This window comes from Bacillus sp. es.034 (assembly GCF_002563655.1).
Lineage (GTDB): Bacteria > Bacillota > Bacilli > Bacillales > Bacillaceae_B > Rossellomorea.
In genome coordinates this window covers 4359602-4382394 of record NZ_PDIY01000001.1, presented here as the reverse complement: position 1 = coordinate 4382394, position 22793 = coordinate 4359602, and the positions used below count along the sequence as shown (strand labels likewise).

Below are 22793 nucleotides of genomic sequence, written 5' to 3'. Positions count from 1 at the left end.
TAATCAGGATTTTTTTATAGAAAAATTGAGGAGGTCCAACATGAATTATTCAAAAATGCCTAAAATTGAACTACACTGCCATCTGGATGGGAGTGTTAGACCCCAGACGATCATTGAATTAGCAAAGAAGGACGGCATCGATATTCCTTCATTTGATAGAAATGAGATGAGAGGGGAACTCATCGCGCCATTGGACTGCAAATCATTGGATGAATACTTGGAGAAATTCTCGATCCCCAATGACGTGATGCAGAAGAAAGAAAACTTAAAGAGAATCACCTTTGAGCTCTATGAAGATGCAGCGGGTGAAAATGTGAAATATATGGAGGTACGGTTCGCCCCGTTGCTCCACACACGAAAGGGTCTATCCGTAGAAGAAATCATTGGAAGTGTGATCGAGGGCATGAAAGAGGCAGAAGAACAGTTTGATATCAAAGGGAATATCATCTTGTGCTGTATGAGAACGATGTCTCCGGAAAGTGCCTTTGAGGTGGTGGAAAAGGGGAAGGATTTCCTTGGGAAAGGAGTCGTTGCCATTGATTTATGTGCGTCCGAAGAGGAAGGATTCTGCGGGAAATTCATTGAACCGATCACACTGGCGAGAGAATATGGCTACAGAGTCACGATTCACGCAGGTGAAACAGGGATCGGAAAAAATGTGCTCGAGGCTGTTGAATGGCTTGGGGCAGAACGAATCGGACACGGCGTCTACATAACAGACTGTCCCGAGGCCTATCAGGTTGTAAAGGATAAGGGAATTGTCCTTGAAATCTGCCCGACGAGTAATGTCCAAACGAAAGCCGTTAAAGAGTTCAGCGATCACCCGCTCTACGATTTTCACCGAGACGGAATTAAAATCACCATCAATACCGACAACCGAACAGTATCGGATACGACGATGACGAAGGAATGTGAGCTGGTCTGGGGTGAATTTGCCATGAGTGAAGAGGATTATCGGGAAATTTATATGAATAGTGTGGGGGCTGCTTTTGTGAGTGATGAGGTGAAGGAAGAGTTGAGGAGGAAGCATGGGGACGGTTCTGCTGCTTCCTTTTGACAAAGAAAGGAAGCGCGAGAAAAGATCCGCGCTTCCTGCCTGCCGTTACCAATTCTTCTTAAAAGATTCCTTCACATCTCCAACCTTTTCTTGAAGCTTCCCTTTATCCTTATCACGTTCGCCTTCCGCAATTGTAGAATCGTCGTTTGTAAGTTTGCCTAAGCCTTTCTTTAAATCTCCTTTTACCTGCTTTTGCTTTCCACTAGATTGATCATGATTTTCTCTCATTTTCACTACCTCATTTCTATTGTTTTATTTCCTATTATTCAATAACCCATTGGAATACAAACAAAACAAAAAGGGGGACGGGAAATAGTGGGAATGAATGACGGAGGGGTATGCTGCTTCTTTTCTAACAGAAAAAGAAGCACGAGAACCGTCCCCGTGCTTCAAAAAAATGTCTTTCTTTTCTGCACGTCCATAGTGTATGATACATAGTATAAAGCGTATAGTGTACGACACACAGTATTTTCAAAAGAGGTGAACCTATGGATAAGTCACTGCTTACATCGTTGACGACGGAGCTGCGGAGGGGGACTTTGACCCTGGCCGTATTGAGTCAATTGCGGACACCACAGTATGGATATTCACTTGTCCAATTATTGGAGAAAAGCGGAATTTCGATGGAGCAGAGTACACTCTATCCACTGCTGCGCCGGTTGGAGAAACAGGAACTGGTCACAAGCAGCTGGGACCGGACAGAAAGCAGGCCGAGGAGATATTATGTGCTGAGCGAATACGGCACTGAGATCTTAGGACAGTTAAAGACCGAATGGGAAAAGATGTCAGGGGAATTGGCCATTTTATTAAAGGGGGACGAGGAAGGATGAAGCTTGTTGAACTCTACATTCAAGAAGTGATGAGAAGGCTTCCGGAAAAGAACCGGGATGATATTGCCTTGGAATTGAAATCGACGATTGAAGATATGTTGCCTGAGGATTATACAGAGGATGATGTAAGAGAGGTACTGAATTCACTCGGGAATCCTGCTGTGCTTGCCTCGAATTATCAAGACCGGCCGATGCATTTGATCGGGCCAAGATATTATGATCTGTATATGACGCTCTTGAAAATCATTCTTCCGATTTCTGTAGCGATTACATTCATTGTGTTGGCCGTTTCATCTGTTTTGAGCTATTCAGGGGAATCAAATCCCATCGAAGTCTTCTTGTCGATTGTTGGAAATGGGGTGGGCGAGGCCATCGGAACAGCCATGCAGGTCTTCTTTTGGCTGACCCTTACCTTTGCCGTCATCGAGCGGACCGTTTCAACGGAGAGTCAGCTTCCCATCACCATGAAAGGGAAAGAGTGGACGCCCCATGACTTGAAAGACATTTCGTATATCCCGAAAGAAAAGCGAATTTCCAAGTTTGAGATTTTCGGAGGTTTGGTTTGGACCATAATCTGGGCAACCTGTTACTTTAAAGCCTCAAGTATCGTCGGTATGTATGAAAATACTGACAGCGGAAGAATATTCACTCCTTTTTTCAACGGGGATGTACTCATAGGATATTGGCCGTTGGTCGTGTTCCTGATCGCCTTAGAACTTCACCTGCTTCTTAAAAAATGGAAAGCGGGGGTCTGGACCAAGAAGCTTGCGATCGTGAATGCAGTCTATCAGTTCATTCCGGTTCTGGCCTTTATGTTCATGTTCAGAAACATGGATTTGCTGAATCCCGGATTCATCGATCGAATCCAAGAACTATTCAACGGCTCCTTAAACTTCCAGTGGCTCTACCTGACCATATTCGTTGCGTTACTCATCGCAGCCGTAATCAACAGCTATGATGGGTTTAAAAAGGCATGGAAGAATGGGGACGGTTCTGCTGCTTCCATTTGATTTGAAAAAGTAGCACGAGAACCGTCCCCGCGCTTCTAAACCGCTTGAATCATTTCCACCCGATTCCCGAAAGGGTCCCTGAACTCGAAACGGTCGAATCCGGGAATCGGTATTCCTTCAAGGGTTTGAATGTTATTTTTCTCTAATACTTTTCTCCAAGTTGGGATATCATCAACCTGATAAGCTAAGTGCGCTTTCGTGTTGGAACGGTCAACTCCATCTTCCGTGCCGACGTGAACGTCTCTGTCACCGACTTTTAACCAAAACCCTCCCCGACCTTTAAGTGAGTCGGGTTTTTCAATTTCAGGTAAGCCAAGAAGGCTACAATAGAAGTCTTTTCCTTCTTTTTCAGAACCTTTTGGAATCGTAATCTGGACGTGGTGTAAACCTAGAATCATAGTATCTCCCCCTAATGTGAGTGGAACGTAACCTTAATCCCATCCTATCTCTCCCATGTTAATAAGTAAATGACGATTCCTTTATTATGTATGATAAGATTTACTTATTATGGATATATATTCTGAAGTGAAAAGGAGGTCATTGAAACCTTCATGATTTGAAAATCGTCAAATAGATGAACAGGGGGTGCCGAATGTTTTGGTTGAAATTTGTCTTGATTGCGGTGATCGTGTTTGCTCTTATCTCACTTATTAAATTCATCTTGCGAAAAACGTTGAAGATCGAGAAAGTAAAGAAGGAGTTCTTTTCTAATAATTATATTAATGAGTTGCATCGTAAAGTGGATAAATGGGTGAGGCGTTTGACCGGGCTCACCTTAGCTATACTCATTTTGGTGCAGATTAACAATGAGGCCTTTAATTACTTGTTGATAGTGGGGTTGATTTTTACCTCCATGCTGGACTATGGTGTGAAAGCATTCTTTGAGTATAGATATAGTGAAGTTCCGAAGCAGGCGATCTTAACGGTAACAGAATGGTTCCTGGTGATGACAGCCGTAGTGGTTGTGTTGCAGATGGGGGTGCTGGGTTCCTTCTAAAAATTTTCTTCGGAAAGGAGGGGGAGGATGGGACTCTTTTTCTTAAAAATCATTCTCATCATAATGTTCTACCTTTTACTGATGTACACATTCCACCGAGGGATAAGCAGCTGGCTCGGTGTGAGCAAACGGAAAATATTTTCCCATGATACTATCAATGAACACCATGAAAAAGCGGATACAATACACAGGAAAATCATGTTGAGCGCCTTGTTCTCATGTGTCATTATAGATGTTATTTTTGATTATAAGCACTGGTATCAAAATCCTTACTCTTACATGCTGCTCCTTCTCATCAGCGGTTCATTCTTGAAAGCCTACATGGAATGGAAGTATGTTGAGAATAAACGTGAATGTACCTATACAGTATTGGAAACGAGTTTCGGTTATGGTCTATTACTCTTGTTATTAACAGTGGGAATTGAATTGGTTTTCTAAACAAAAGCATGGGGACGGTTCTTAAAGGGGTCAATCGGAAGTTTTGCGCGCAAAAAGATCCAACTAGGGTAATAATCTAGTTGGATCTTTTCACTTTATATTTGTAATAAGAACGCACGCAAAATTTTTGATTGCCAGGAAGAAGGAAGTCGCGGTCCCCAGCTATGGAATTTCAATCGGCTGATCGGTAACGAAATCTTCCTGTTTTTTGATGTTTTTCCGGGGAAAGAGTAAACTAAATCCCTTCCGGGACTGTGAAGAGTATAGGTTCCCCCTCCCCACTTAAGAGGCTTTTCAAAGAAGATATTCGGTTGTTTACAATCATGGTATAGCCTCTGTTAAATGTGCTTTTTTACAGGAAGGACAGAGGGAAACATCCTTTTTGATAAGAATAGAAAGAATTTCAATCTTGCTTAATCCTTCAAATAATGGTTTATACGTAGGGCTCTTCGTTAGCTTTCGACAGAGTTTCAGCTTGGTCTTTTTATTCCGGTTAGCCAAGAGGCCATAGTGTCTAATCTTCACAAATCCCTTCGGTAGAATATGCATGAGAAAGCGACGGAGAAATTCTACACCCTTCAGGGTTACGGTCTTTTTTTGATTGTTACGTTTATAATCCTTCACTTGAATCGTGACCGATTGATCGTTGGCTGAGACAATACGATTATTAGAAATGGCAATTCGATGAGTGTAACGACCAAGGTACTCCATGACGGCGATAGGTCCTGAGAAGGTCCTTTTCATATAGCTATACCAATCTTTTTGGTAACACTCATCGATCAATGCTTGAAAAGACTTCGCATCTTGATACTTCTTGGACTCGTTAAAGAATCTCAATTGTTTCTGTTGATAGTATTGTTTCAGGTAATAGAGATACTTTCCCCGAAACTTTTTAGACAGTACCTTCACTGGAATAAAGAATTTCTCACTTGAACGGCGCCACTGATTTCGATCATTTAGTCCACCGGCCAATACAACGGTATGGATGTGAGGGTGATAATGAAGGTTTTGCCCCCAGGTGTGTAAAACAGAGAAAAACCCAATCTGTGCTCCCAAGTACTTTTTATCACCTGCCAGTTCGGTTAGCGTTTCGGCGACAGCTTTGTACATTAAATCATAAAGGAGTTTCTGATTATGGTAGATCAACATATGTAGCTGTTCCGGCATCGTAAACACGACATGAAAATAAGGGGCATCGAGAATATCTTTTTTTCGTTGATCGACCCAAATATCCTTATTTACTCCCTGGCATAGGGTACAATGCCGATTTCGGCAGGAATTATACCGTACTAAGGAATGACTACAGGACTCACATTCGTAAGAATGTCCACCCATGGCGGCGGTCCGGCAGTTCATCATGTTTGTGGCTGCCTTTGCTTGTTCCATAGAGAGTTTATATGTTTCTTTGTAAGTCGGATAGAAGGTATGAAACAGTTCTTGAACCGTACTCATCGTTGGTCTTTTCCCAGATTATCTAAAGGACTTTTAACGCCCATCAAACTTTTTGAGGTCATGTGTAAATAAGCAAGTGTCGTATTAAGGTTTTTATGACCAAGCATCTGTTGAATGTATACAGGGTCAACCCCATCTTCCAAAGAATGAGTCGAAAAACAGTGTCTTAACGTATGAGACGAAATAGTAGTGTCCAACTCTATCTTATCCCGCTGTTTAATGATGGTGTTTTTAATTGTTTTAATATGAATGTGTCCCGAGGAATTTTTACTACTAGGGAATAACCAATCGTCCGGTTTGAAGGGTCTCCCTTTGAAAGAAGCTTTGAAATACTCTCGAAGCACGATAAGTGCTGATTCTGATAGGATGGTATATCGGTTCGTATTATGCTTGGCATCGTCAACCCGGATACTCATGGATTTACTACATATATCCTTGATCTTCAGTTGGGCGACTTCGCTTACGCGAAGCCCACTACTATAGATTAAATAGAAAATGGCCTTATGCTTAATGTTTCGACAGGAGTTGATAAGTCTAAGGACATCTTCCCTAGGTGGAACGACAGGGAACTTTTTGATTCTTTTCATCCTGGGAAGTTTGTTTGGGTTCCATTCCTTTTCTAACACGTAAGTGTAGAAGAATTTAATCGAAGAAATGTAGTTGTTAATCGTCCCCGGGGTGAGTCCTTTCACTTGTTTCAGAAAAAGGATGTATTGTTGAATATCCTCTTCTGTTGTGTCAGAGATTTTTTTATTTTGCTTTTCCATAAACGAAACAAACGCCTTCATTCTCCGCCTATAGGACTCCCTCGAGGATTCCGGTGTTCCTTTAAGTTCGAAGTAAAGTTCAATTTTCTGCTGATAATCCACGTAAATAGCCTCCTAGAATAATAGATAAATGGACATTCATCTACTCTATGGAGGTGGGCGATTTCTGGTAATAAGAATAAGGGTATACAAATATGAGGAATTCGATGATATAATAGGCATATGAAAAAGTATTTTCTTTCTAAGGATTGTTTGGTTTGGCGATTAAACAATACCACAAAAGAACATACTTTTTCATTTTTTTTGCCTTTTTTTAGTTGGAAGGAATCTTTTAAGCCATCGCGATAGCGATTTCGTTCTTCTGCTGCTTCTTTTCTAACCGAAAAGGAAGCACGAGAACCGTCCCTTTGCTTCCTTAAAGATTATCTGTACTGATCCTTGGGGCTTCCGGTTGTAGAGAGGCTGCCGCTCTGGCGTTTTCGTTGTGTCGATCGTGTTTCTTTTCGGATGGGCTGTCTTCTTTGGGTGTTCTTTTTTTATCGGCCACCATATCACCTCCTATGCATAATATGCTTCATTTTCACGAGGACATGAATGTGGGAAAAGTATGGGGACGGTTCTGTTGCTTCTTTTTAACTGAAAAGGAAGCACGAGAACCGTCCCTTTGCTTCTTCAGAAGGAATTAAGGTTTTTCTGAAGAATAGTACAAAGAGCTGCTTTTTTTGCATAAAGGCCATCATGTCATTACATACGTATTTTCATCTCATTTAGAACCTGGGGAGGAAACGACATGTCTAACAGCAATCAAATGCTTTCAAGAGTGGAGGATGACCGGGTACTTGTGCTGGAGAGGATCTTCGATGCACCGCGTGACCTGGTATTCAGTATGTTCAAAGAGCCCGAGCATCTTCAAAATTGGTGGGGACCAAGAGGCTGGGAGCTTCCTGTGTGCCATATGGATTTCCGGCCGGGCGGAGTGTGGCATTACTGCATGAAGTGCGCGGACCGTGGTCAGGGACAATTCTACGGGATGGAGTCCTGGGGAAAAGGGATGTATAAAGAAATCATCGAACCGGAGAGAATCGTCTATGTCGATGTGTTCTCGGATGCGGAAGGTCAGACAAACGAAGACATGCCGGAAACGGAAGTGACGGTGGAGTTTATTGAAATGGACGGTAAGACGAAGCTGGTCAATCGTTCTGTATACTCTTCGGCAGAAGCCCTCAAGACCGTCCTGGATATGGGAATGGAACAGGGTATCACGGAAACGTGGGATCGGCTGGAAGAAGCCCTGCAAAAGCTAAATTAATACATGATGTTGAGGAGTGGAGAATTCATGATCACGAAAGTCGGTCAAATCATGTTATACGTCAATAACCAAGATGAGGCAGTCCATTTTTGGACGGAAACAGTAGGGTTTACAGTGAAGGCTGAGGAAGATAACGGTCAGGGAATGAGATGGATTGAAGTGTCCCCAATGAAGGATGCTGAAACAAGCATCATCCTTCACAACAAAGAATTCGTGGCCAAGATGTCACCTGGTGTAAATCTGGGTACGCCTTCTTTAATGTTTTTCACCGATCGATTTGATGAACTATATTCCAGTCTATCCAATAAAAAGGTCAAGGTAGGGGAAATCGTCGATATGCCTGGGGGCAGAGTATTTAACTTTGCCGATCATGAAGAAAATTATTTTGCGGTGATGGAGAGGAAGTAGAAGCAGGGGGACGGTTCTACTGCTTCTTCTTAATCGAAAAAAGAAGCACGGGAACCGTCCCCGTGCTTCATTCTTAAGGTCGCTCCAACACAGCAGCAAGCATTTTATGCACAATCTCATGATCCCGGACGTCATGCAAGCGGTACTCCTCACCGGGCAGCGAATACCATTCCTCGGCCCCTACATAGGTGATAGCTAGTTTTAGCACACCATCTTCATCACATGTCGTCACCAGCTCAAGTTCTCCACTGATCACGCCTACTTCAGACGTAATGACCCCGTGTGTTGCCGTGAAAACCGTTGATTTCTTTTCCATATGCATTCCTCCCTTTCGATGTGTAGATATAATCAATGTTGAATGAAAAGGGAGCACGAGAACCGTCCCCGTGCTCCCCTCTACATCAGTAAATACAGCTGTTTAGCATACCTTGAAGGGCGGTTTTTTCTGAAGATTGCAGGCTTAAGCCCCATTTGTATTTCGTGCTGATCCACCATTTGGAGTAACCGCAGGCTGCGCCGGAACGCGGTGGCTGCCAAGTGGATGGATCCTGATCTCCTTTGGAGCGGTTTGAGCTTGCGCTGACGGCAATCAGCTGTGGACCGCTCAGGTCGTTGGCGAAGTCTTCGCGCTTAGCTGTCGTCCAGCTGCTGGCTCCGGAGCGCCATGCCTCTGCAAGGGGGACGACGTGATCGATGTCAAGATCGGATGGATCCGTAAATGTGACTCCGTCGTAATAACTGTACCATGATCCGGATGTCACCGGGCAGCTGCCACTGTAGCTGTCAGCGTCACGCTGCAGGACGAGCTGTCTTGTGTCACATCCGTTCCCCTGGCCGATCCAGTGGGGGAACTTATCACGGGAGTATCCGGTCATGGAGCTTTCCGACTTTACTGTCAACGCGTTCAACTGTGATTGGGCCGTGGACTTGGACGGGGTGCCGGGTGGGAATGCGAGTGCAGACGGCAGGAATAAAGCGAACGAGAGAAGCAGGGCAACGACAAACATCAATGATTTCTTTAGCATGGGGATGCCTCCTGTATGTATTTTTTATATCAACATGTCATTCTTAATGGAATAGCATGTTAATAGTTAAACAACGTAGTCAGGCAGTGAGAAAGGATTCTTATTGAGGATTTGGCATCAGTTGTGTTCGCTTCTACCTAAAATGATAGGGGATGGAAAGCTCTTCTAACAAGTTAATATTTTGTAAATCAGGGGCTATTTAGAAAGATGAAACTTTATGCCTGTTCCTTCAGAATCAGACTGTCATCGGGAGTGAGCGATTTGTGTGACGTAATGACTACAAGGAGAAATGTGTGGATATGACAGAAGGAGTTTGAAATAATTGGATAAAGGGAGGGGGAACAATGAAAAAAATCATCCTAACTGTCCTTTTTGTCATTGTATTTGGATGGATAAGCTATTCCGTGTTATACAACGGTTTTTCCGGCGTGAAAAGCATGACCATACAAGAATACGATAGTACATTTGAAGATGCTGAAAAGGTTACCGACCAAGAAGTCATCTCAACCATCACGGGAATGCTTAATCGATCGGATAAAATAACCAATGTGCATTATAAACTGGCCGTAGAGCCTACATACAAACTTCAATTGGAATATAAAGAGACGGATGAAATTTTATACCTTCACGAAGGCTTCGATACAAATGAAACGTTGATTTCGAGTGATCGTAGTGAACATTATTATAAAATCAATCAGAAACAAACGGATACAATCGTTCAGCTATTAGTGAACCAGAACATGGAGGATGGATCATGATACATATTCTGAAAGCAAACGAGGATCATGTTAAAGGGATAAGAAAAGTCTGTTCCGATGGAAATTGGGCAACATACCGTGATATATATGCGAAAGAATATATTGAAAGAGTGATAGAAGAGTTTTATAACGAAGAGCGGATCCTGAAAGAAGTGACCACATCGGACCGGAATTGGGGAGGCTATTTTGTCGCGATTGAAAACGATGAGGTCCTTGGTGCTGGTGGAGGAGGGATGATGAATGAGACTGAGGCAGAACTGTATGTCTTATACCTCGACCCCTCTAGGCGCAATGAAGGAATCGGCACCCGATTACTGGATGCCATTACCCGGCAGCAGAAGGAAGAATTTCATGCGGAAAAGCAGTGGGTGTCTGTGCAACAAGGAAATCAGAAAGGGATTCCTTTTTACGAAGCGAGAGGGTTTGTGTTTGAGGGTGAGCAAGATGGCTATGGAAATAAGGACGGCGAGGACTATCGATCATTAAGGTATTTTCGTTTCATTTGAGAGAAGCATGGGTACGGTTCTGCTGCTTCCTCAACCCAAAAAAGAAGCACGGGAACCGTCCCCGTGCTTCTACCAATTTACAATCATCGAAGATATTCCTTAGTCGTCATCACAGTGGCAAATTCATTATGCAAGGTAGCAAGAGAAGCGGTATGGACGGTACCGGCATCTATGAATGTCCCTTTATAGTGGATACCGAATGCAGCGGTTGCATCCTCTATAAGATACGTCGTGAATCCTAGATTCCCGCTCATCCTGGTGGTAGTGGAGACACAGTGGGGAGTCGTTAAGCCTGTAATCACCACTTCTTTGATGCCTCTTTCATGTAAATGGTTCTCAAGTGAGGTGCCGATAAAAGCGCTGTTCACCTCTTTTGTGATAATCATTTCTGTTTCGAGAGGTTTTACGATGCCTTTGATCGCTGATCCTTCATGGTTTGGGTGAAACCCGGAGAGAGGATTCTTTGAAACATATTTAATAAAGATGATTTCTTCCCCTTTTTTTCGACATTCATCTAATAATTGTTTGATGTTTTCCTCTGCATTCGGGTTATTTCTCTTCCCCCATTGAGGATGAGTAAACGTCTTTTGTACATCTATGATGAGCAGTGCACGTTTCATAACTGCCCTCCTACTGGACAGGAAGCAGCCTGTTTTGGCCGTCTGACCAGTTCTCCATGACAATTTGGGCAAATGTTGGCCATTTCGTCTGTACATGAGGAACAAAACGTACATTCATGAACACAAATATACGCCTCCTCAAGCCCAACTTCTCCACATTTTTCGCATATTAACTTCATTTCTAATCCCATAACCAAACCCCTTTTCTCATTGAATTACTATTATTTTATTGAAAAAAAGAACCTGATTACAGGCTATTTCTTAGGTGTTTTTACTGTTATTCTTAAAACATTAAGGAAATGATTGGTGTTTACATTAAATTTGAAGGTGGAGAATTGTGGATAACATAAACCGGCATTTATTGGACGTATTGCAAGTGAACGGCAGGATCTCGATGACTGAATTGGGAAAGGAAATCTCTCTTTCAGTACCAGCCGTCACAGAGAGGGTAAGGAAGCTTGAGGAGCAGGGGGTCATAGAGGGGTACAAAGCCATCATTAATCCGGAAAAGGTGAACAAACCGGTTAAAGCATTTGTATTGATGAAAACCCATCGGTGTAAAGCCTTCAGGGCCTTTTGCCAAGAACATCCACACGTTGTGGAATGTCACAGGCTTACTGGGGAATACAGTTATCTGGTGAAGGTGGTCACCGAAGATAATTCATTGTTGGAAGCATTTATTGATGCATCCATGGAGTATGGAGAACCGTATACGATGATGAATCTTTCTTCATCGGTTAGCGGGAAGATTATCTGAACATGAAAAGGCAATGGCTGGATTTTTGGCCATTGCTTTTCAATGGGCAAGCCCATTTTTCATTAAGTTTTGGAGTAATAATTGGAACCCACAATTCATGCCGAGGTTTATGCCCCGGTCCATAATAACATTCAATACAAGGTAAATTTGCCAGTTCATACCCTGATGTGGGAATCCATTCAGAATATAACCGTTTCCATGCCTGACCAACATTGGGGAAAACAGCCCAAGTACTAGGCGGAATGATGAGGGTTTCCATTCCTTCACGAGGCTCTCCGTCATATCGTACCCCCATGAAATACGTAAATTCTTCATCCATGATCCGCTTCTTTTCCACATACCCCTAATATGCCTTCCAATGAGCACTTCGGATTTTCCCACGACATATCGATTAATTCCTGCATGAAGCCTTCTTTCTTCGCTTTGCTCCAAAGGGTTGGTATGATCTTAAAGGCTCTGTTGGTGTTGACGGGCTTTCCTTTCCCTGCCAATCGCATTTCAAAATCCAAATGCTCGATTGGGTACTCCATTTTCATGTCCCCCTTTATTAAAAATAGAATAGATATTTAGGCACTCCACCGTAAAGCACACAGAATGGAGTCCTACAGCCTCTTCACTAAAGAAAGAAGCACGGGAACCGTCCCCATGCTTCACCCCTTAAACGTAAACAATTCCTCAGAACGAACTGTTCGTTCGGTTGATTTCTTCTCTTCTTTCCCCATTTGTTTTACTGGCAAATCACTATCAATCAACGCCTTCTTTAACGTGGAGCTGATGGAATTGATGCTCAGGATCAGGATGGAGAATAGGATTAATGGTACGACAACCAGCAAGGGATTCGTGAATACTTGCTGGATGTTCATGCTGATGGTGGCAGCCCATTCGTTTGTCTCCGAAAAGTAGACCGGGTTGCTTGGTTCAAAGGGACCGATGGCGAACTCCGCCACCTTCATTCCGCCAAGGGCCATTAAGATGATGCCGAGCTGAATGAGCAGGGATAGGGCTTGGGATACCTGCTCGGAAAATAACACGATTGAATGACGCAGAAATTGGGGCAGGAGATGTTTTCGTATGAGATGAAACCGGCTCGCTCCCATAGTCTTCGAAACATCGACGAATTCCTGCTTCATAAAGAGCTTCATTTCCTCTCCCAGATAGATTCCGAGAGACGGGATCGTGATGGCCGCAATCCCCGCAAGCTGGATGAAGAAGTAGCGTCCTGAGGGAAGTGCCCCTCCCTGGAAAGCCCCCTCTATTGGTGCCAATAGTCCGAACACGACAATCGCAAGGGGAAGGTACTGAAACGCTTCTCCCAGCCCTTTCAATGGACGTGTGAATGAACCCGGCAGAAAGGTATAAAGCAGGGCGAATCCAAATCCAAAGATCATTCTTAGGGTAGCAATGACAAGAGCTGCGAAAATCGTGAATTTCGCACCGGCTATCAGGAGCAACAGGAAGTTCCTGCCCAATCGATCACTGCCGAGGAGCGGCATTTCTTCAGGCGTGAAAGGCGGTGCGGCTATTACCTTATTATTTTCATCCGATAAATATTGGGTGATTTCCTCATAATCAGGATAGAGGACGGGAATCAGGAAGCTTGCCACAAGCAGACCCACAATGATCAACACGGGGAAAGCCAGTCGTTTGATGAGCGATCTAGACATGATATTCTCCCCCTTTCAGCCATTTTTTCAACAGGAAGGAACCGATCGTAAACACGATATAGAATGGGACGAAGATGAGAAGCATTCCAATGAAAAAGGCAGGCGATGACGAGGTGGCCGTTTCGAGCAGGACCGTCATGAAGCCTTTGATATTAAATAAAATCTCAATGACAAGAAGATTCGAAAGCATGAGCAGAAAGATCGGCTTCAAATGCAGGAAGAAGTGAATCCACACATTCCGGAATACATGAAACCAGATCGTATAGCTCTTTTTGAACCCTTTGGAATAGGAAAATTCTACATAAGGTTTATTTTCTTCTTCCTTCAGCTGGAATAAGAATTGTTTTACTAAAAACACCACGGGAAGGAACGAAAGGCAAATGACGGGCAGCGTATAGATCTTTTCTCCCCCGGTGGTATAGATGTCGAATAAGAGGACGTCCGTTTTTTTGAAGAGCCAGATGATGAACAGCTGGAACAACACGACAAGGAAGACATCGGGAATTCCGTCGAGGATGTTGACCACTTTTTCTGAAGCCCGGAAAAGCTTTCTCGGCATAAGCATCATAGAGTAACTGACGATAACCGAAATCAGGATGGCAACGATAAATGAAATGAACAAAATGGTGAACGAATACGGATAGGTAGTGAGAAAAATGTCGAACATTCCGTATTGTTTATTCTCTGCTCCCCACAGAACCATGATGGAAGAAGGTGAGGCGAGTTCCAGTATCGTCTGCCATAATCTGAGGCCAAATGCCCCCACATTGATGACAAGCTCTGTATCATAATCCAGTAGAGCGCTGATGCCGCTCAGTAGAAACAAACCAATGAATACAATGACAAAATGAAAGGGTGTACGCAATGCTTTATTCATCAAAAATCCCCTGCCTAACTTTAGGAAAAATTACAATTTTTACAATATACATGCTACAATAACAACATGCATTAGTAAACACAATTCAGAAAATAATGTCGAAGGTGATATGTAAATGTGTCGAAAAATAATTGTATTTGTTTTACTCACTGCCTCTTGTTTGTTTCTCACAGCCTGCCGGGTGGTATTTAATCCATTCTCCCAGGATGTAGAACAAAAGGAAGTCCAAAAAGAGTACCGGCAAAAGGCGGACGTGCAGGAGCAGGAGGAAGTCGCGGAGGAGGAGCCTGAGGAACCAGCGTTCAAAATAGATGCGACTCTTACATTGAATGGGGAGAATATGGTGTTATCAGGGGAAACGGATCTTCCGCCTGATACATATTTAAAGATTAATTTAATTCCATATAAGGGAAATGCAACGGCGGAAGAAATTAAGGAAAAAACCGCTGGGACTCTGAATGAAGTGCCTGCGAACACGGTGGGGATCGGGACTTCGGTTGAAGAAGACGGATCGATCAGGGAGAAGACATACTACAGACCTGATTTATCGACCCGCTACCGATTTGAATTAACCTTTGAGCCCGAAGGACAAGAGGAAAAGATCAAGCAGCAATTGATCGAACAAGCGGGCAGTCTGGATGAACTTGCCGGACTCCAGGTGATAAAGGAAGCCGATCCTGATGCCTCCATGGTACATGGGGATGATCCGGTAATGGGATACATCCAAACCGTCAACATTATGAAGGCCGATGAAAAGAATGGGGACGGCGTGACGTTGGAGTTTGAGTGAGGGAAGCGGGGGGCGGCTCCCGTGCTTCCCTCTCAAGAAAAGAGACCCACTAGCAGCTTGCCCGCCCATACAGCAAGAAGGATCCAAATCAGGATGAAGATGACTCCCACAAACCAGTTCTTTGGATGATCTTTCTTCTTCATGTTTATTGCCATTTCCCGTTTCTCCTCCAGTACATCGGACGGAATAACTCTTAAAGCCAGGAAGATGCCGAAAGGGACAAGAATCAAATCATCGAGGTACCCGATAATTGGAATGAAATCCGGGATTAAATCGATTGGACTGAAAGCATAGGCTACGACGCACATGGCTAGAACTTTAGCGTACATAGGAGTTCTTGGATCTTTATAAGATAGGTAAAGAACTATTAAATCCTGCTTCAATTTCTTTGCAAAACTCTTTAGTTTCGTTAAGGTATTCATGGTCAACCTCTCCTAAGTCAGTATCATATTCGGGGAATTCCTTACAAATTTCGTGCAATTATCATGAAAAGGAAGCACAAGAACCGTCCCCCCGCTTCCTCTTAAACCTCCGGCCGCACCCACAATTTTGCAAAGTCCACATATCCAAAATGCTTGATTTCGATATTCATGATGTCGGTGGAAAAAGGGATGTAGCGTTTTTCATAGTAAAGCGGGATCATGATGGACTCTTTTATCAGCAAGCTCTCCAAGTTCATATTCAACGATGTCCAGTCCTCAAATGGCGTATGCCGGTATTCGTCCAGAAGCTGCTTCCACTTGCTTTTCTTTTCAAAAAGTCCATGGAGAGGAGAGTAGCCGTTTTTCAGAAAATGATAAAACGAAAAATCCTGGTTCGATTCAAAGATTTCCCCGTGTATGAAAAGATCCACATGCAGGGTCGCGGGATGCCTCGTCAGCGTGTCTGCAAAGGAAAACCACTGCACGTCAACGGGAATCCCTTCTTTTTCAAAGATCTCCACAAGCCACTCGGTTGTTTTCGCTGTATGATTGGCACAGCGGATCACGAGGGGTTCGGTGAACAGGGGACGGTCAGCTTCCGGGATCGTCATGCCTTGATCCTGGCCGACGAGAATGCTCTTCCCGTTCGGTGTCATGCGGGGATCAAGGTCACGAAGGGTGTGTCGGTTATTTGCGATCACCCAGTGCAGATAATCCCGCACTTCTTTTCTCTGAATCTGGGAATCTCGCCCGGGAACTGCATTCATGACGACAATCCCGAATCCTGAGTCGCTCTCGACTTCGACAGAAGAGGACTGACTTTCTTCTAGATGAGAGTGATAGATTTCCTTGAAGTCTTTCGGCACCTGGACAAATTCGACGGCATCCAGGAGGGGCCTTTCCTGGAAGTGCTCTTTAAAAGCAGCGAGTGTTGTCTTGGAATCGGTGTTTTCCTCAAGGGAAAAGCACCCTGTCCCGAAGGTCCGTCCCTTGGATTCTTTATAGATGCTCGCGCACATCATGCTGAGCATGGGGAGGATGTACGTGCAGCCTCCCGGGTGGTGGATATCGATGATGAGGGGGGCTTTTGCCTCGATCATGTCAACAGGTGCCCATAGTTCCCGGTAATGGGGGCAGGTCCTGAGCTGTTCGAGACAATGGGCGACATCTTTTGCCGTCAGGATGGATCCGTCGTGAAAACGGACATCTTTTTTTAGATAGAGTCGAAGTTTATGAGAGGACACGTCCCAGCTGTGCGCGAGTTCCGGCAGGATGTCCCCTTTTTCTGTGATGGAAACAAGGCGGTTGAAGACGTTCGCCACGAGGTGGGCGCTCAGGACGTCGGCTGCTTCCAGTGGATGGATCGAGAAAAAGGGATATCGCTTCGGCACGATCAGCTTGTCCTTGGACTCCTTCACGAATCCGAGCTTGCTGTGAAAGGTATTCATCAGCCTCATCTTGCTGTCGGTGGACCAGTTGTACATAAGATACTTGCTGCTCTGTTCGATCGGTTCCTCTTCCATGAGCTTCACGACTTCTTCTTCGAATTCTTCCTCGACATGTTTTTTCCACTTCAAAGTCGAGACATTCCCCCGTCCGCGTCCCGGGGTGAACGCGATCCAGCCTTCTTCATCCCATTTTTTTAAATAGCGGGAGGTCTGTTTATGGCTCAATTGCAGGGTTTCAGAGATTTCTTCCACACGGATGCTGCCGGAGGGATAATACCTCCAAAGGGTGAGTAATTTGTTCTCCATATGCTTTTCCTCCTAAAAGGGGACATCAATTCGAAAAGTGTCTATTTTTAAAAAGTTCCGTCTAGTTTAATATACAGTAAATAGAGGAGGGGGAACAACATGAACTGGAAGGAATTACCTCAAAACATTAAAGTACGAATGATCACGTCATTCTTCAATCGTGCCGTCTCATCCGCCGTCATGCCGTTCATGGCGCTGTTCTTTGCACAGGAACTGAATAAAATCTGGGCAGGAATCTTCCTGATCGGGACCGTTGTGATCGGATTCTGTGTCAATCTCGTCGGGGGATATATTTCGGACCGCTTTCCCCGGAAAAAGGTTTTGCTGACGACGTCCTGGCTGAACGCACTGTTCTTTTTCATCATGACGGCGAGTCTTTTTCCGGAAGATAACCTGATCCTGATGTTCGCAGGTGCGTATATCGGATTCATCATCACAAGCAGCCTGGGACGCCCGGCGATGCATGCAATCATCATCGACTCGACGACACCGGAGAACCGGAAAGCCGTCTATGCACTCGACTACTGGCTCGTCAACCTGTCCATGGCGATCGGGGCCGCCCTCGGGGGACTGCTGTATTTGAACCATCAAACAGAATTATTCATGATGCTGACCTTTACGTCGACGACGATCCCCATCGCGTATGGAATATGGCTTCAGGACAATTTCAAGGACCAGCTTCAGAAAAAACATGAAAATGTGTTTGTCGATCTCGTCAACAATTACCGGATTGCCTTCAGGGATTCCGCTTTCGTAAAAGTGGTGGCAGGGTCCACCTTCATCTTCGCAGCGGAATTTTCCCTGAACAGTTATATCGGGATCCGCCTTGCTGAAACATTCAAGGCGGTGAACATCGGGAGTTTCGAAATCGTTGGGGTGAGGATGCTCAGTATCCTGAACATCGAGAACATGCTGCTCGTCGTCTGCCTGACGTTCATCATTAACCGCTATACGGACCGACTGAATAAGAAAAATGCCCTCTTGATCGGGCTGCTCCTGTATGGCATCGGCTATGTGACGGTCACATCCGCCAACACGTGGTACGTCCTGATTGCCTTCAATCTGATCGCGACAATGGGAGAACTGATCTACTCGCCGATCCGTAACGCAGAGCAGGCGAATATGATCCCGAGCGACAAGCGGGGATCGTACTCTGCTTTCTCCAACCTGTCTTTCAGCGGAGCGGACCTTGTTGCACGATCCACCATCATCATCGGTGCCTTCCTGATGCCGACAATGATGAGCGTCTATATCGGCTTCATCGTCATGCTCGGAACCGTTCTCGTTTACACGGGACTATTCGGCGGGAGCTGGGTCAAAGCAAAAGTACTGGGTGTAAGTGGAGGGAAGTAAGAGGGACGGACCTCTAAATCGTAAAATCGTTTCACACAAATGGACGTTTGGAAGGTCCGTCCCTCAATAAAGGAGAGGAATCATGATGATCTACCGAAGAAAGATGTACCGTGTGTCTCCACGGATTATCGACGATTTCAATGTTCATTTTAATCAAACGTTGTTACCGACGCAGCTGAAGTACGGATCCAGGTTGGTGGGAAGATGGATGACGAAGCATGCCGATGGGGAAGTGGAAGTGTTTGCGATATGGGAATATGACAGTTATGAAGAGTATGAGAGGATCGAAGCGAATGTTAGGGGGGATGTGGCACATGTGAAACGGGTGCAGGACTGGTACGGAAAATGGGGTGGAAGAGAGAATCTGAAGGAACATTTTTATAGGATCGATCAGGATTTTATCGATTCTACTGTTACGTGAGGAGATGGGGTCGGGCCTTAAAGCCTGACCCTTATTTCTTCAAAAATCCTTCGCCATAATACTAAATTGATAGTTTTCACCCCTTATTTCATTTTCGAATGAACCCCGTTTCCTGAATCCCTCTTTCTCATAGGTTCGGATCGCCCGTTCATTAAAATCGGCAACGGCCAATTCCAAATGGGTGAACTTCAAGCGTTCACGTCCCTGATCGATGATTGCTTGTACAAAGGTCTGTCCGTGTCCCTTTCCTGTCATGGAAGGATTCATCTGAACGCCGAGGACCAGGATGTTTTCCCCGTCTTCTTCCACATCATAAAACTCACAGTTTCCGATCAGATTCTCGTTCTCGTCAACGACTGAAAAGGCTCTTTCTAAATGTACGCTCTCTTTCAATCCTTCAATTTTTTCTTTTTGAAGATTGTTATCATAAAACGAATAGACCCCGTCATACGTCCACGTGATGAATTCGTTGATATCTGCCTGTGTCCTTCTTCTTATGGTCAGTTCCATGCTCATTTCCCCCTTAGGATTCCGGATTCTCAAGCCATGCTTTCACTTTTTTATCCATCTCTTTTTCTAGTCCCCCGATATTCCCACTGTCCCGCTGAGCGGATTTGACGTATTTCGCCGGGAACATTTTTTCCAGGGAAGACTGGTACATACTGCCGTCTTGTGATTCTGTGTATTTGATGACCGAATAGGTGTCGCCATCTTGTTTTAAGCGGATCACGGCAGGAAGTGAATGCCCGGACTGGGCATCTGATCCGGTGGCTTGGTCGAATCCTCCGTAATACGACCACATGTAGACACTCAGGACCCCATTCTTTTCGCTCGTCCCATAGACTTTATGGACTTCAAACTGCTTTTCTGTGCCGTAGTAGGAGGTGGCGTACTTTTGGATAATATAGTGAGAAATCGCCTCATCGATCTGCTGGGTCACCTGTTTATCTCCATCGGTCAGGTTCACGTCTTTGTCGTTGCAGCCTGCCAGTAAAACGGCGGTCATCATTAAAATAACGAATCGTATTTTTGTCAAAATCCTCCTGGCTCCTTACATAATTTAAATTAGATGAAGCGGCACCAATTGTATTTTATTTTATCATATAAGTTCATTATTTTTCCTTTTTTTACAAATGGATTTATGGTATCTTCCAGTAGAGCGCCTGAAAAAGGGGAGAGAACTCATGAACATCGTTTCACTGGAAAGATTATCGAGAAAGAAGATCACCCATTTTTTTAACCAGCATTGGGGAAGTGTAGAGATGGTGATTTCAAGCGGAGTTTATGATTGTGCTTCTTTAGACGGCTTTGCCGTTTTGAATAAAGATAACGGAATCACGGGTTTAATTACATATGTGTTTAAAGACGCCGAATGCGAGATTATTTCCCTTGATAGTTTAGGAGAAAAAAAGGGGATCGGCACCTTGCTTTTTGAAGCAGTAGAAAAGGTGGCTGCCCAAAACGGGTGTAGACGCATCACACTGATCACGACGAATGACAATCTGTTGGCATTGAAGTTTTACCAAAAGAGAGGCTTCAGGATATCGACTATCCACCGGGATGCCGTGGAGAAAGCGAGACGGATCAAGCCTGAGATTCCGATGTTCGGGAATGACGGGATTCCGATTCGAGATGAGATTGAACTGGAGAAAGGAGTGACAGGTTATGGAAAATAGTCATTGGCCAAAATGGGCTGTGGAATCAATCGAGGTCGTACCTCCGAATCCGGAGTGGATCGAGGCGGGAAGAGCTGAGGTGAAGGAACTCATGCAGCGTTTGAGTCCCTTTGGTGTCAAGGAAGTCGAGCATGTAGGGAGCACGGCGAACCGGGACCTTCCGGCAAAACCGATCATCGATGTGATGGCGAGGATTCCATCCTTTGATGAAGTGGAAGAGATCGCGGGAAAACTTGCGGCGGATGGTTGGCATTATGTGCCGGTGGAGCTTGATGACCGTCCGTGGAGAAGGTTTTTTATCAAGGTAGAAAATGATAGGCGTGTCGCCCATTTACATCTCATGCTGGAAGGGGAACCGAGATGGGAACAGCAGCGGATATTCAGGGACCGGTTGAACGGAAATCCTTCTTTAAGGGAAGAATACGCAGAACTGAAAAAAAGTCTGGCAAGCCAATTTCCTGACGACCGGGAAGCGTATTCGGACGGGAAAGCAGCATTTATAGAAAGAGTATTGGGGGAAGAAAAATGAAGAAACGGATACTGATGATCATGATACTCGCCATGGGATTCCTTTTGATGGCTTGCAGTGGTGGAAAGCAACAGGTGGTGGAGCAGGCGCAGCCTGACCAGGAAAGCGAAAGTGGGGAGGGGGCATCAGAAGAAACGAATGAAGAAGTGGATACAATAGATTTAGAAGAAGCAACGTCCCAAGAGCAATCGGATACTAAGGAAGATCCTCTTTCTACATACCCTTCAGAAAAAATTGAATACGCCCGCGTCTGGCTTCAGGTGATTGGGAATGGAGATGTAGAGGAACTGAACGTCCGACACATTTCAGCCGGAGAGCAGCTGAATCCTTATGATGACAAGAGCGTCGCGTATCCGGAAGACGTCATCGTGTTAACCGGTAAAGCGATGGCAGACGGAACCGTCACGTATAGCGGAAACGGAGACGGCACGATCAATGTATACGATGTGCCATCGCACTGGCCGAGCAATGAACAGATGGAGGAGTCGATGGAAGAGTATACGCAAGGGATTGTTGATGATACGGAGAAGGTGTCGGTTGATGCGGGGGACGAGGAAGAGGTTGTTGGGTTGATTGGGAAGATTAGTGGATAGGAGGATGAAATTGAAGAAAGAAGCTTCATCAAAAATGTGGAATACGCTTCGGAACACAACTCAGGTAATCATCCTCTTCATTTTTATAAGGTATTTATTTGATGAGGATCCGTCTAATGACCGCATCGGTTGGTCAGTGCTGATTCTTTTTTGGACCTTTAAAGGTTTGTTTGATGCGGTTGAAGATAGAAGAAAAGGGAATAAGAAGTCGATGATTGCTAATATTGTTTTGTCATTGCTGGCTTGAGTGTCCTGCTTTGGCAGGGAATGCAAGTGATCATTTAGCTTCTGAGGGACGGACCTCATCAGTAAGGTTCTTATGAATTGATCTTGATAACGGATGATTCTCATTCAGATGGGGGATTCTTCTTAATAGGAACGGAATGAGGAGTGGACATATGGAATTAGACGGTAAGAGGTTAAAGGATAAGGCACGTGCAGCCATACATAAGTTGAAGGATAATGTGAAAGGGTCGTACTACTCGATGGCAGATATCCCGTCATCGTCCGTACAGGAGCTTGCGGCATTTATTCAGCTGAATCCTGAGTCCCACGTAACGAAGAAGAATCTGCTTGGGAACGCATTCTCTTTTTTTAGACTGAATCTGAACAGATATGATTTCTACTTGGAAACCAGGGCAGGTCGTATTTTGCAGCTTGATGGATCTAAGGATGGAAAGAGATTTGTTTCCTATCGGTCCTACCGGGATGCTGATGATTTACATTCCCCGGTGAAACTGAGTTGAGGTTTGTAAGGTAGGCTTTCTTATTGAAGAGGGC

Annotated in this window: 32 protein-coding genes and 1 pseudogene; 18 read left to right on the top strand and 15 right to left on the bottom strand. The window is 44.6% G+C overall.

Annotated features, from left to right (window positions below):
• Positions 1-40: 40 nt before the first annotated feature.
• Positions 41-1057, top strand: coding sequence for an adenosine deaminase (gene add, locus ATG71_RS22475; RefSeq protein WP_098441581.1), 1017 nt, complete (start codon positions 41-43; stop codon positions 1055-1057).
• 45 nt (positions 1058-1102) lie between these two features.
• Here the strand turns inward: add and ATG71_RS22470 are convergent, their stop codons facing one another.
• Complete coding sequence (locus ATG71_RS22470; RefSeq protein ID WP_098441580.1) at positions 1103-1285, bottom strand: CsbD family protein; 183 nt, start codon at positions 1283-1285, stop codon at positions 1103-1105.
• A 260-nt stretch (positions 1286-1545) separates the two neighbouring features.
• On the opposite strand from ATG71_RS22470, the gene ATG71_RS22465 reads away from it, so the two are divergent.
• Together ATG71_RS22465 and ATG71_RS22460 are read left to right on the top strand one after the other, a co-directional pair.
• A complete protein-coding gene (locus tag ATG71_RS22465; protein WP_098441579.1) occupies positions 1546-1887 on the top strand; it encodes a PadR family transcriptional regulator in 342 nt (113 codons plus the stop codon).
• Positions 1884-2897, top strand: a complete 1014-nt coding sequence (locus ATG71_RS22460; RefSeq protein ID WP_098441578.1) for an HAAS signaling domain-containing protein — start codon at positions 1884-1886, stop codon at positions 2895-2897. Before ATG71_RS22465 ends, ATG71_RS22460 begins: the two co-directional genes overlap by 4 nt.
• Positions 2898-2932: 35 nt before the next feature.
• Here ATG71_RS22460 and ATG71_RS22455 read toward each other — a convergent pair whose 3' ends face one another.
• On the bottom strand, positions 2933-3295 hold the full coding sequence (locus ATG71_RS22455) for a VOC family protein (protein WP_098441577.1): 363 nt from the start codon (positions 3293-3295) through the stop codon (positions 2933-2935).
• A gap of 194 nt (positions 3296-3489) precedes the next feature.
• Here ATG71_RS22455 and ATG71_RS22450 point away from each other — a divergent pair, with 194 nt between their 5' ends.
• Together ATG71_RS22450 and ATG71_RS22445 are read left to right on the top strand one after the other, a co-directional pair.
• The gene (locus tag ATG71_RS22450) at positions 3490-3894 is read left to right on the top strand and encodes a DUF4181 domain-containing protein (RefSeq protein WP_098441576.1); all 405 of its coding nucleotides are present in this window, start codon (positions 3490-3492) and stop codon (positions 3892-3894) included.
• A gap of 27 nt (positions 3895-3921) precedes the next feature.
• Positions 3922-4332, top strand: coding sequence for a DUF4181 domain-containing protein (locus ATG71_RS22445; RefSeq protein ID WP_098441575.1), 411 nt, complete (start codon positions 3922-3924; stop codon positions 4330-4332).
• A gap of 321 nt (positions 4333-4653) precedes the next feature.
• On the opposite strand, the gene ATG71_RS22440 is transcribed toward ATG71_RS22445, so the two are convergent.
• Both ATG71_RS22440 and ATG71_RS22435 read right to left on the bottom strand, forming a co-directional pair.
• Positions 4654-5784, bottom strand: a complete 1131-nt coding sequence (locus tag ATG71_RS22440; RefSeq protein WP_098438931.1) for an IS91 family transposase — start codon at positions 5782-5784, stop codon at positions 4654-4656.
• Entirely contained in the window at positions 5781-6653 is an 873-nt protein-coding gene (locus ATG71_RS22435) for a tyrosine-type recombinase/integrase (protein ID WP_286162935.1), read from the bottom strand. The genes ATG71_RS22440 and ATG71_RS22435 overlap by 4 nt, the downstream gene beginning before the upstream one ends.
• Positions 6654-7341: 688 nt before the next feature.
• Here ATG71_RS22435 and ATG71_RS22430 point away from each other — a divergent pair.
• Positions 7342-7860 (top strand): SRPBCC domain-containing protein, encoded by a 519-nt coding sequence (locus ATG71_RS22430; RefSeq protein WP_098441574.1) that lies wholly within the window; start codon positions 7342-7344, stop codon positions 7858-7860.
• A gap of 27 nt (positions 7861-7887) precedes the next feature.
• Positions 7888-8268, top strand: coding sequence for a VOC family protein (locus ATG71_RS22425; protein ID WP_098441573.1), 381 nt, complete (start codon positions 7888-7890; stop codon positions 8266-8268).
• Between the two features lie 73 nt (positions 8269-8341).
• Here the strand turns inward: ATG71_RS22425 and ATG71_RS22420 are convergent, their stop codons facing one another.
• Together ATG71_RS22420 and ATG71_RS22415 are read right to left on the bottom strand one after the other, a co-directional pair.
• The gene (locus ATG71_RS22420; protein ID WP_098441572.1) at positions 8342-8584 is read right to left on the bottom strand and encodes a hypothetical protein; all 243 of its coding nucleotides are present in this window, start codon (positions 8582-8584) and stop codon (positions 8342-8344) included.
• A gap of 85 nt (positions 8585-8669) precedes the next feature.
• Positions 8670-9293 (bottom strand): HNH endonuclease family protein, encoded by a 624-nt coding sequence (locus tag ATG71_RS22415; RefSeq protein WP_098441571.1) that lies wholly within the window; start codon positions 9291-9293, stop codon positions 8670-8672.
• Between the two features lie 344 nt (positions 9294-9637).
• On the opposite strand from ATG71_RS22415, the gene ATG71_RS22410 reads away from it, so the two are divergent.
• Together ATG71_RS22410 and ATG71_RS22405 are read left to right on the top strand one after the other, a co-directional pair.
• Complete coding sequence (locus tag ATG71_RS22410; protein WP_098441570.1) at positions 9638-10051, top strand: hypothetical protein; 414 nt, start codon at positions 9638-9640, stop codon at positions 10049-10051.
• A complete protein-coding gene (locus ATG71_RS22405) occupies positions 10048-10557 on the top strand; it encodes a GNAT family N-acetyltransferase (protein WP_098441569.1) in 510 nt (169 codons plus the stop codon). The genes ATG71_RS22410 and ATG71_RS22405 overlap by 4 nt, the downstream gene beginning before the upstream one ends.
• A gap of 83 nt (positions 10558-10640) precedes the next feature.
• On the opposite strand, the gene ATG71_RS22400 is transcribed toward ATG71_RS22405, so the two are convergent.
• Together ATG71_RS22400 and ATG71_RS22395 are read right to left on the bottom strand one after the other, a co-directional pair.
• On the bottom strand, positions 10641-11177 hold the full coding sequence (locus ATG71_RS22400) for a cysteine hydrolase family protein (protein ID WP_098441568.1): 537 nt from the start codon (positions 11175-11177) through the stop codon (positions 10641-10643).
• Positions 11174-11368 carry a DUF1272 domain-containing protein gene (locus ATG71_RS22395; RefSeq protein WP_098441567.1) on the bottom strand — a complete coding sequence of 65 codons (195 nt, stop codon included), beginning with the start codon at positions 11366-11368 and terminating at the stop codon, positions 11174-11176. The genes ATG71_RS22400 and ATG71_RS22395 overlap by 4 nt, the downstream gene beginning before the upstream one ends.
• Before the next feature lie 146 nt (positions 11369-11514).
• On the opposite strand from ATG71_RS22395, the gene ATG71_RS22390 reads away from it, so the two are divergent.
• The gene (locus ATG71_RS22390; protein ID WP_098441566.1) at positions 11515-11934 is read left to right on the top strand and encodes an Lrp/AsnC family transcriptional regulator; all 420 of its coding nucleotides are present in this window, start codon (positions 11515-11517) and stop codon (positions 11932-11934) included.
• A 76-nt stretch (positions 11935-12010) separates the two neighbouring features.
• Here ATG71_RS22390 and ATG71_RS22385 read toward each other — a convergent pair.
• The 3 genes and pseudogenes from ATG71_RS22385 to ATG71_RS22375 all read right to left on the bottom strand — a co-directional run.
• Positions 12011-12500 (bottom strand): annotated as a pseudogene (locus ATG71_RS22385) (GyrI-like domain-containing protein); the annotation flags it as partial.
• Between the two features lie 84 nt (positions 12501-12584).
• Complete coding sequence (locus ATG71_RS22380) at positions 12585-13598, bottom strand: hypothetical protein (protein ID WP_098441565.1); 1014 nt, start codon at positions 13596-13598, stop codon at positions 12585-12587.
• Positions 13591-14475 (bottom strand): ABC transporter permease subunit, encoded by an 885-nt coding sequence (locus ATG71_RS22375; RefSeq protein WP_098441564.1) that lies wholly within the window; start codon positions 14473-14475, stop codon positions 13591-13593. Before ATG71_RS22375 ends, ATG71_RS22380 begins: the two co-directional genes overlap by 8 nt.
• A gap of 115 nt (positions 14476-14590) precedes the next feature.
• Here ATG71_RS22375 and ATG71_RS22370 point away from each other — a divergent pair, with 115 nt between their 5' ends.
• Positions 14591-15265 carry a hypothetical protein gene (locus ATG71_RS22370; protein WP_098441563.1) on the top strand — a complete coding sequence of 225 codons (675 nt, stop codon included), beginning with the start codon at positions 14591-14593 and terminating at the stop codon, positions 15263-15265.
• Positions 15266-15297: 32 nt separating this feature from the next.
• Here ATG71_RS22370 and ATG71_RS22365 read toward each other — a convergent pair whose 3' ends face one another.
• On the bottom strand, positions 15298-15687 hold the full coding sequence (locus ATG71_RS22365) for a YkvA family protein (protein ID WP_098441562.1): 390 nt from the start codon (positions 15685-15687) through the stop codon (positions 15298-15300).
• A gap of 101 nt (positions 15688-15788) precedes the next feature.
• Entirely contained in the window at positions 15789-17441 is a 1653-nt protein-coding gene (locus ATG71_RS22360) for an ABC transporter substrate-binding protein (RefSeq protein ID WP_098441561.1), read from the bottom strand.
• Between the two features lie 99 nt (positions 17442-17540).
• Here ATG71_RS22360 and ATG71_RS22355 point away from each other — a divergent pair, with 99 nt between their 5' ends.
• Together ATG71_RS22355 and ATG71_RS22350 are read left to right on the top strand one after the other, a co-directional pair.
• Complete coding sequence (locus tag ATG71_RS22355; RefSeq protein ID WP_098441560.1) at positions 17541-18794, top strand: MDR family MFS transporter; 1254 nt, start codon at positions 17541-17543, stop codon at positions 18792-18794.
• Positions 18795-18879: 85 nt separating this feature from the next.
• Positions 18880-19215 carry an NIPSNAP family protein gene (locus ATG71_RS22350; RefSeq protein ID WP_098441950.1) on the top strand — a complete coding sequence of 112 codons (336 nt, stop codon included), beginning with the start codon at positions 18880-18882 and terminating at the stop codon, positions 19213-19215.
• A gap of 39 nt (positions 19216-19254) precedes the next feature.
• On the opposite strand, the gene ATG71_RS22345 is transcribed toward ATG71_RS22350, so the two are convergent.
• Both ATG71_RS22345 and ATG71_RS22340 read right to left on the bottom strand, forming a co-directional pair.
• Positions 19255-19725 carry a GNAT family N-acetyltransferase gene (locus ATG71_RS22345; protein ID WP_098441559.1) on the bottom strand — a complete coding sequence of 157 codons (471 nt, stop codon included), beginning with the start codon at positions 19723-19725 and terminating at the stop codon, positions 19255-19257.
• 13 nt (positions 19726-19738) lie between these two features.
• Positions 19739-20251, bottom strand: coding sequence for a hypothetical protein (locus tag ATG71_RS22340; RefSeq protein WP_142953511.1), 513 nt, complete (start codon positions 20249-20251; stop codon positions 19739-19741).
• 148 nt (positions 20252-20399) lie between these two features.
• Between ATG71_RS22340 and ATG71_RS22335 the strand changes: the two genes are divergently transcribed.
• The 5 genes from ATG71_RS22335 to ATG71_RS22315 all read left to right on the top strand — a co-directional run bounded on the left by ATG71_RS22335 (position 20400) and on the right by ATG71_RS22315 (position 22759).
• A complete protein-coding gene (locus ATG71_RS22335; RefSeq protein WP_098441557.1) occupies positions 20400-20891 on the top strand; it encodes a GNAT family N-acetyltransferase in 492 nt (163 codons plus the stop codon).
• Complete coding sequence (locus ATG71_RS22330; protein ID WP_098441556.1) at positions 20881-21420, top strand: GrpB family protein; 540 nt, start codon at positions 20881-20883, stop codon at positions 21418-21420. Before ATG71_RS22335 ends, ATG71_RS22330 begins: the two co-directional genes overlap by 11 nt.
• A complete protein-coding gene (locus tag ATG71_RS22325; RefSeq protein ID WP_098441555.1) occupies positions 21417-22013 on the top strand; it encodes a hypothetical protein in 597 nt (198 codons plus the stop codon). Before ATG71_RS22330 ends, ATG71_RS22325 begins: the two co-directional genes overlap by 4 nt.
• 10 nt (positions 22014-22023) lie before the next feature.
• The gene (locus ATG71_RS22320; RefSeq protein WP_098441554.1) at positions 22024-22260 is read left to right on the top strand and encodes a hypothetical protein; all 237 of its coding nucleotides are present in this window, start codon (positions 22024-22026) and stop codon (positions 22258-22260) included.
• A gap of 151 nt (positions 22261-22411) precedes the next feature.
• A complete protein-coding gene (locus ATG71_RS22315; protein ID WP_098441553.1) occupies positions 22412-22759 on the top strand; it encodes a hypothetical protein in 348 nt (115 codons plus the stop codon).
• Positions 22760-22793: the final 34 nt, after the last annotated feature.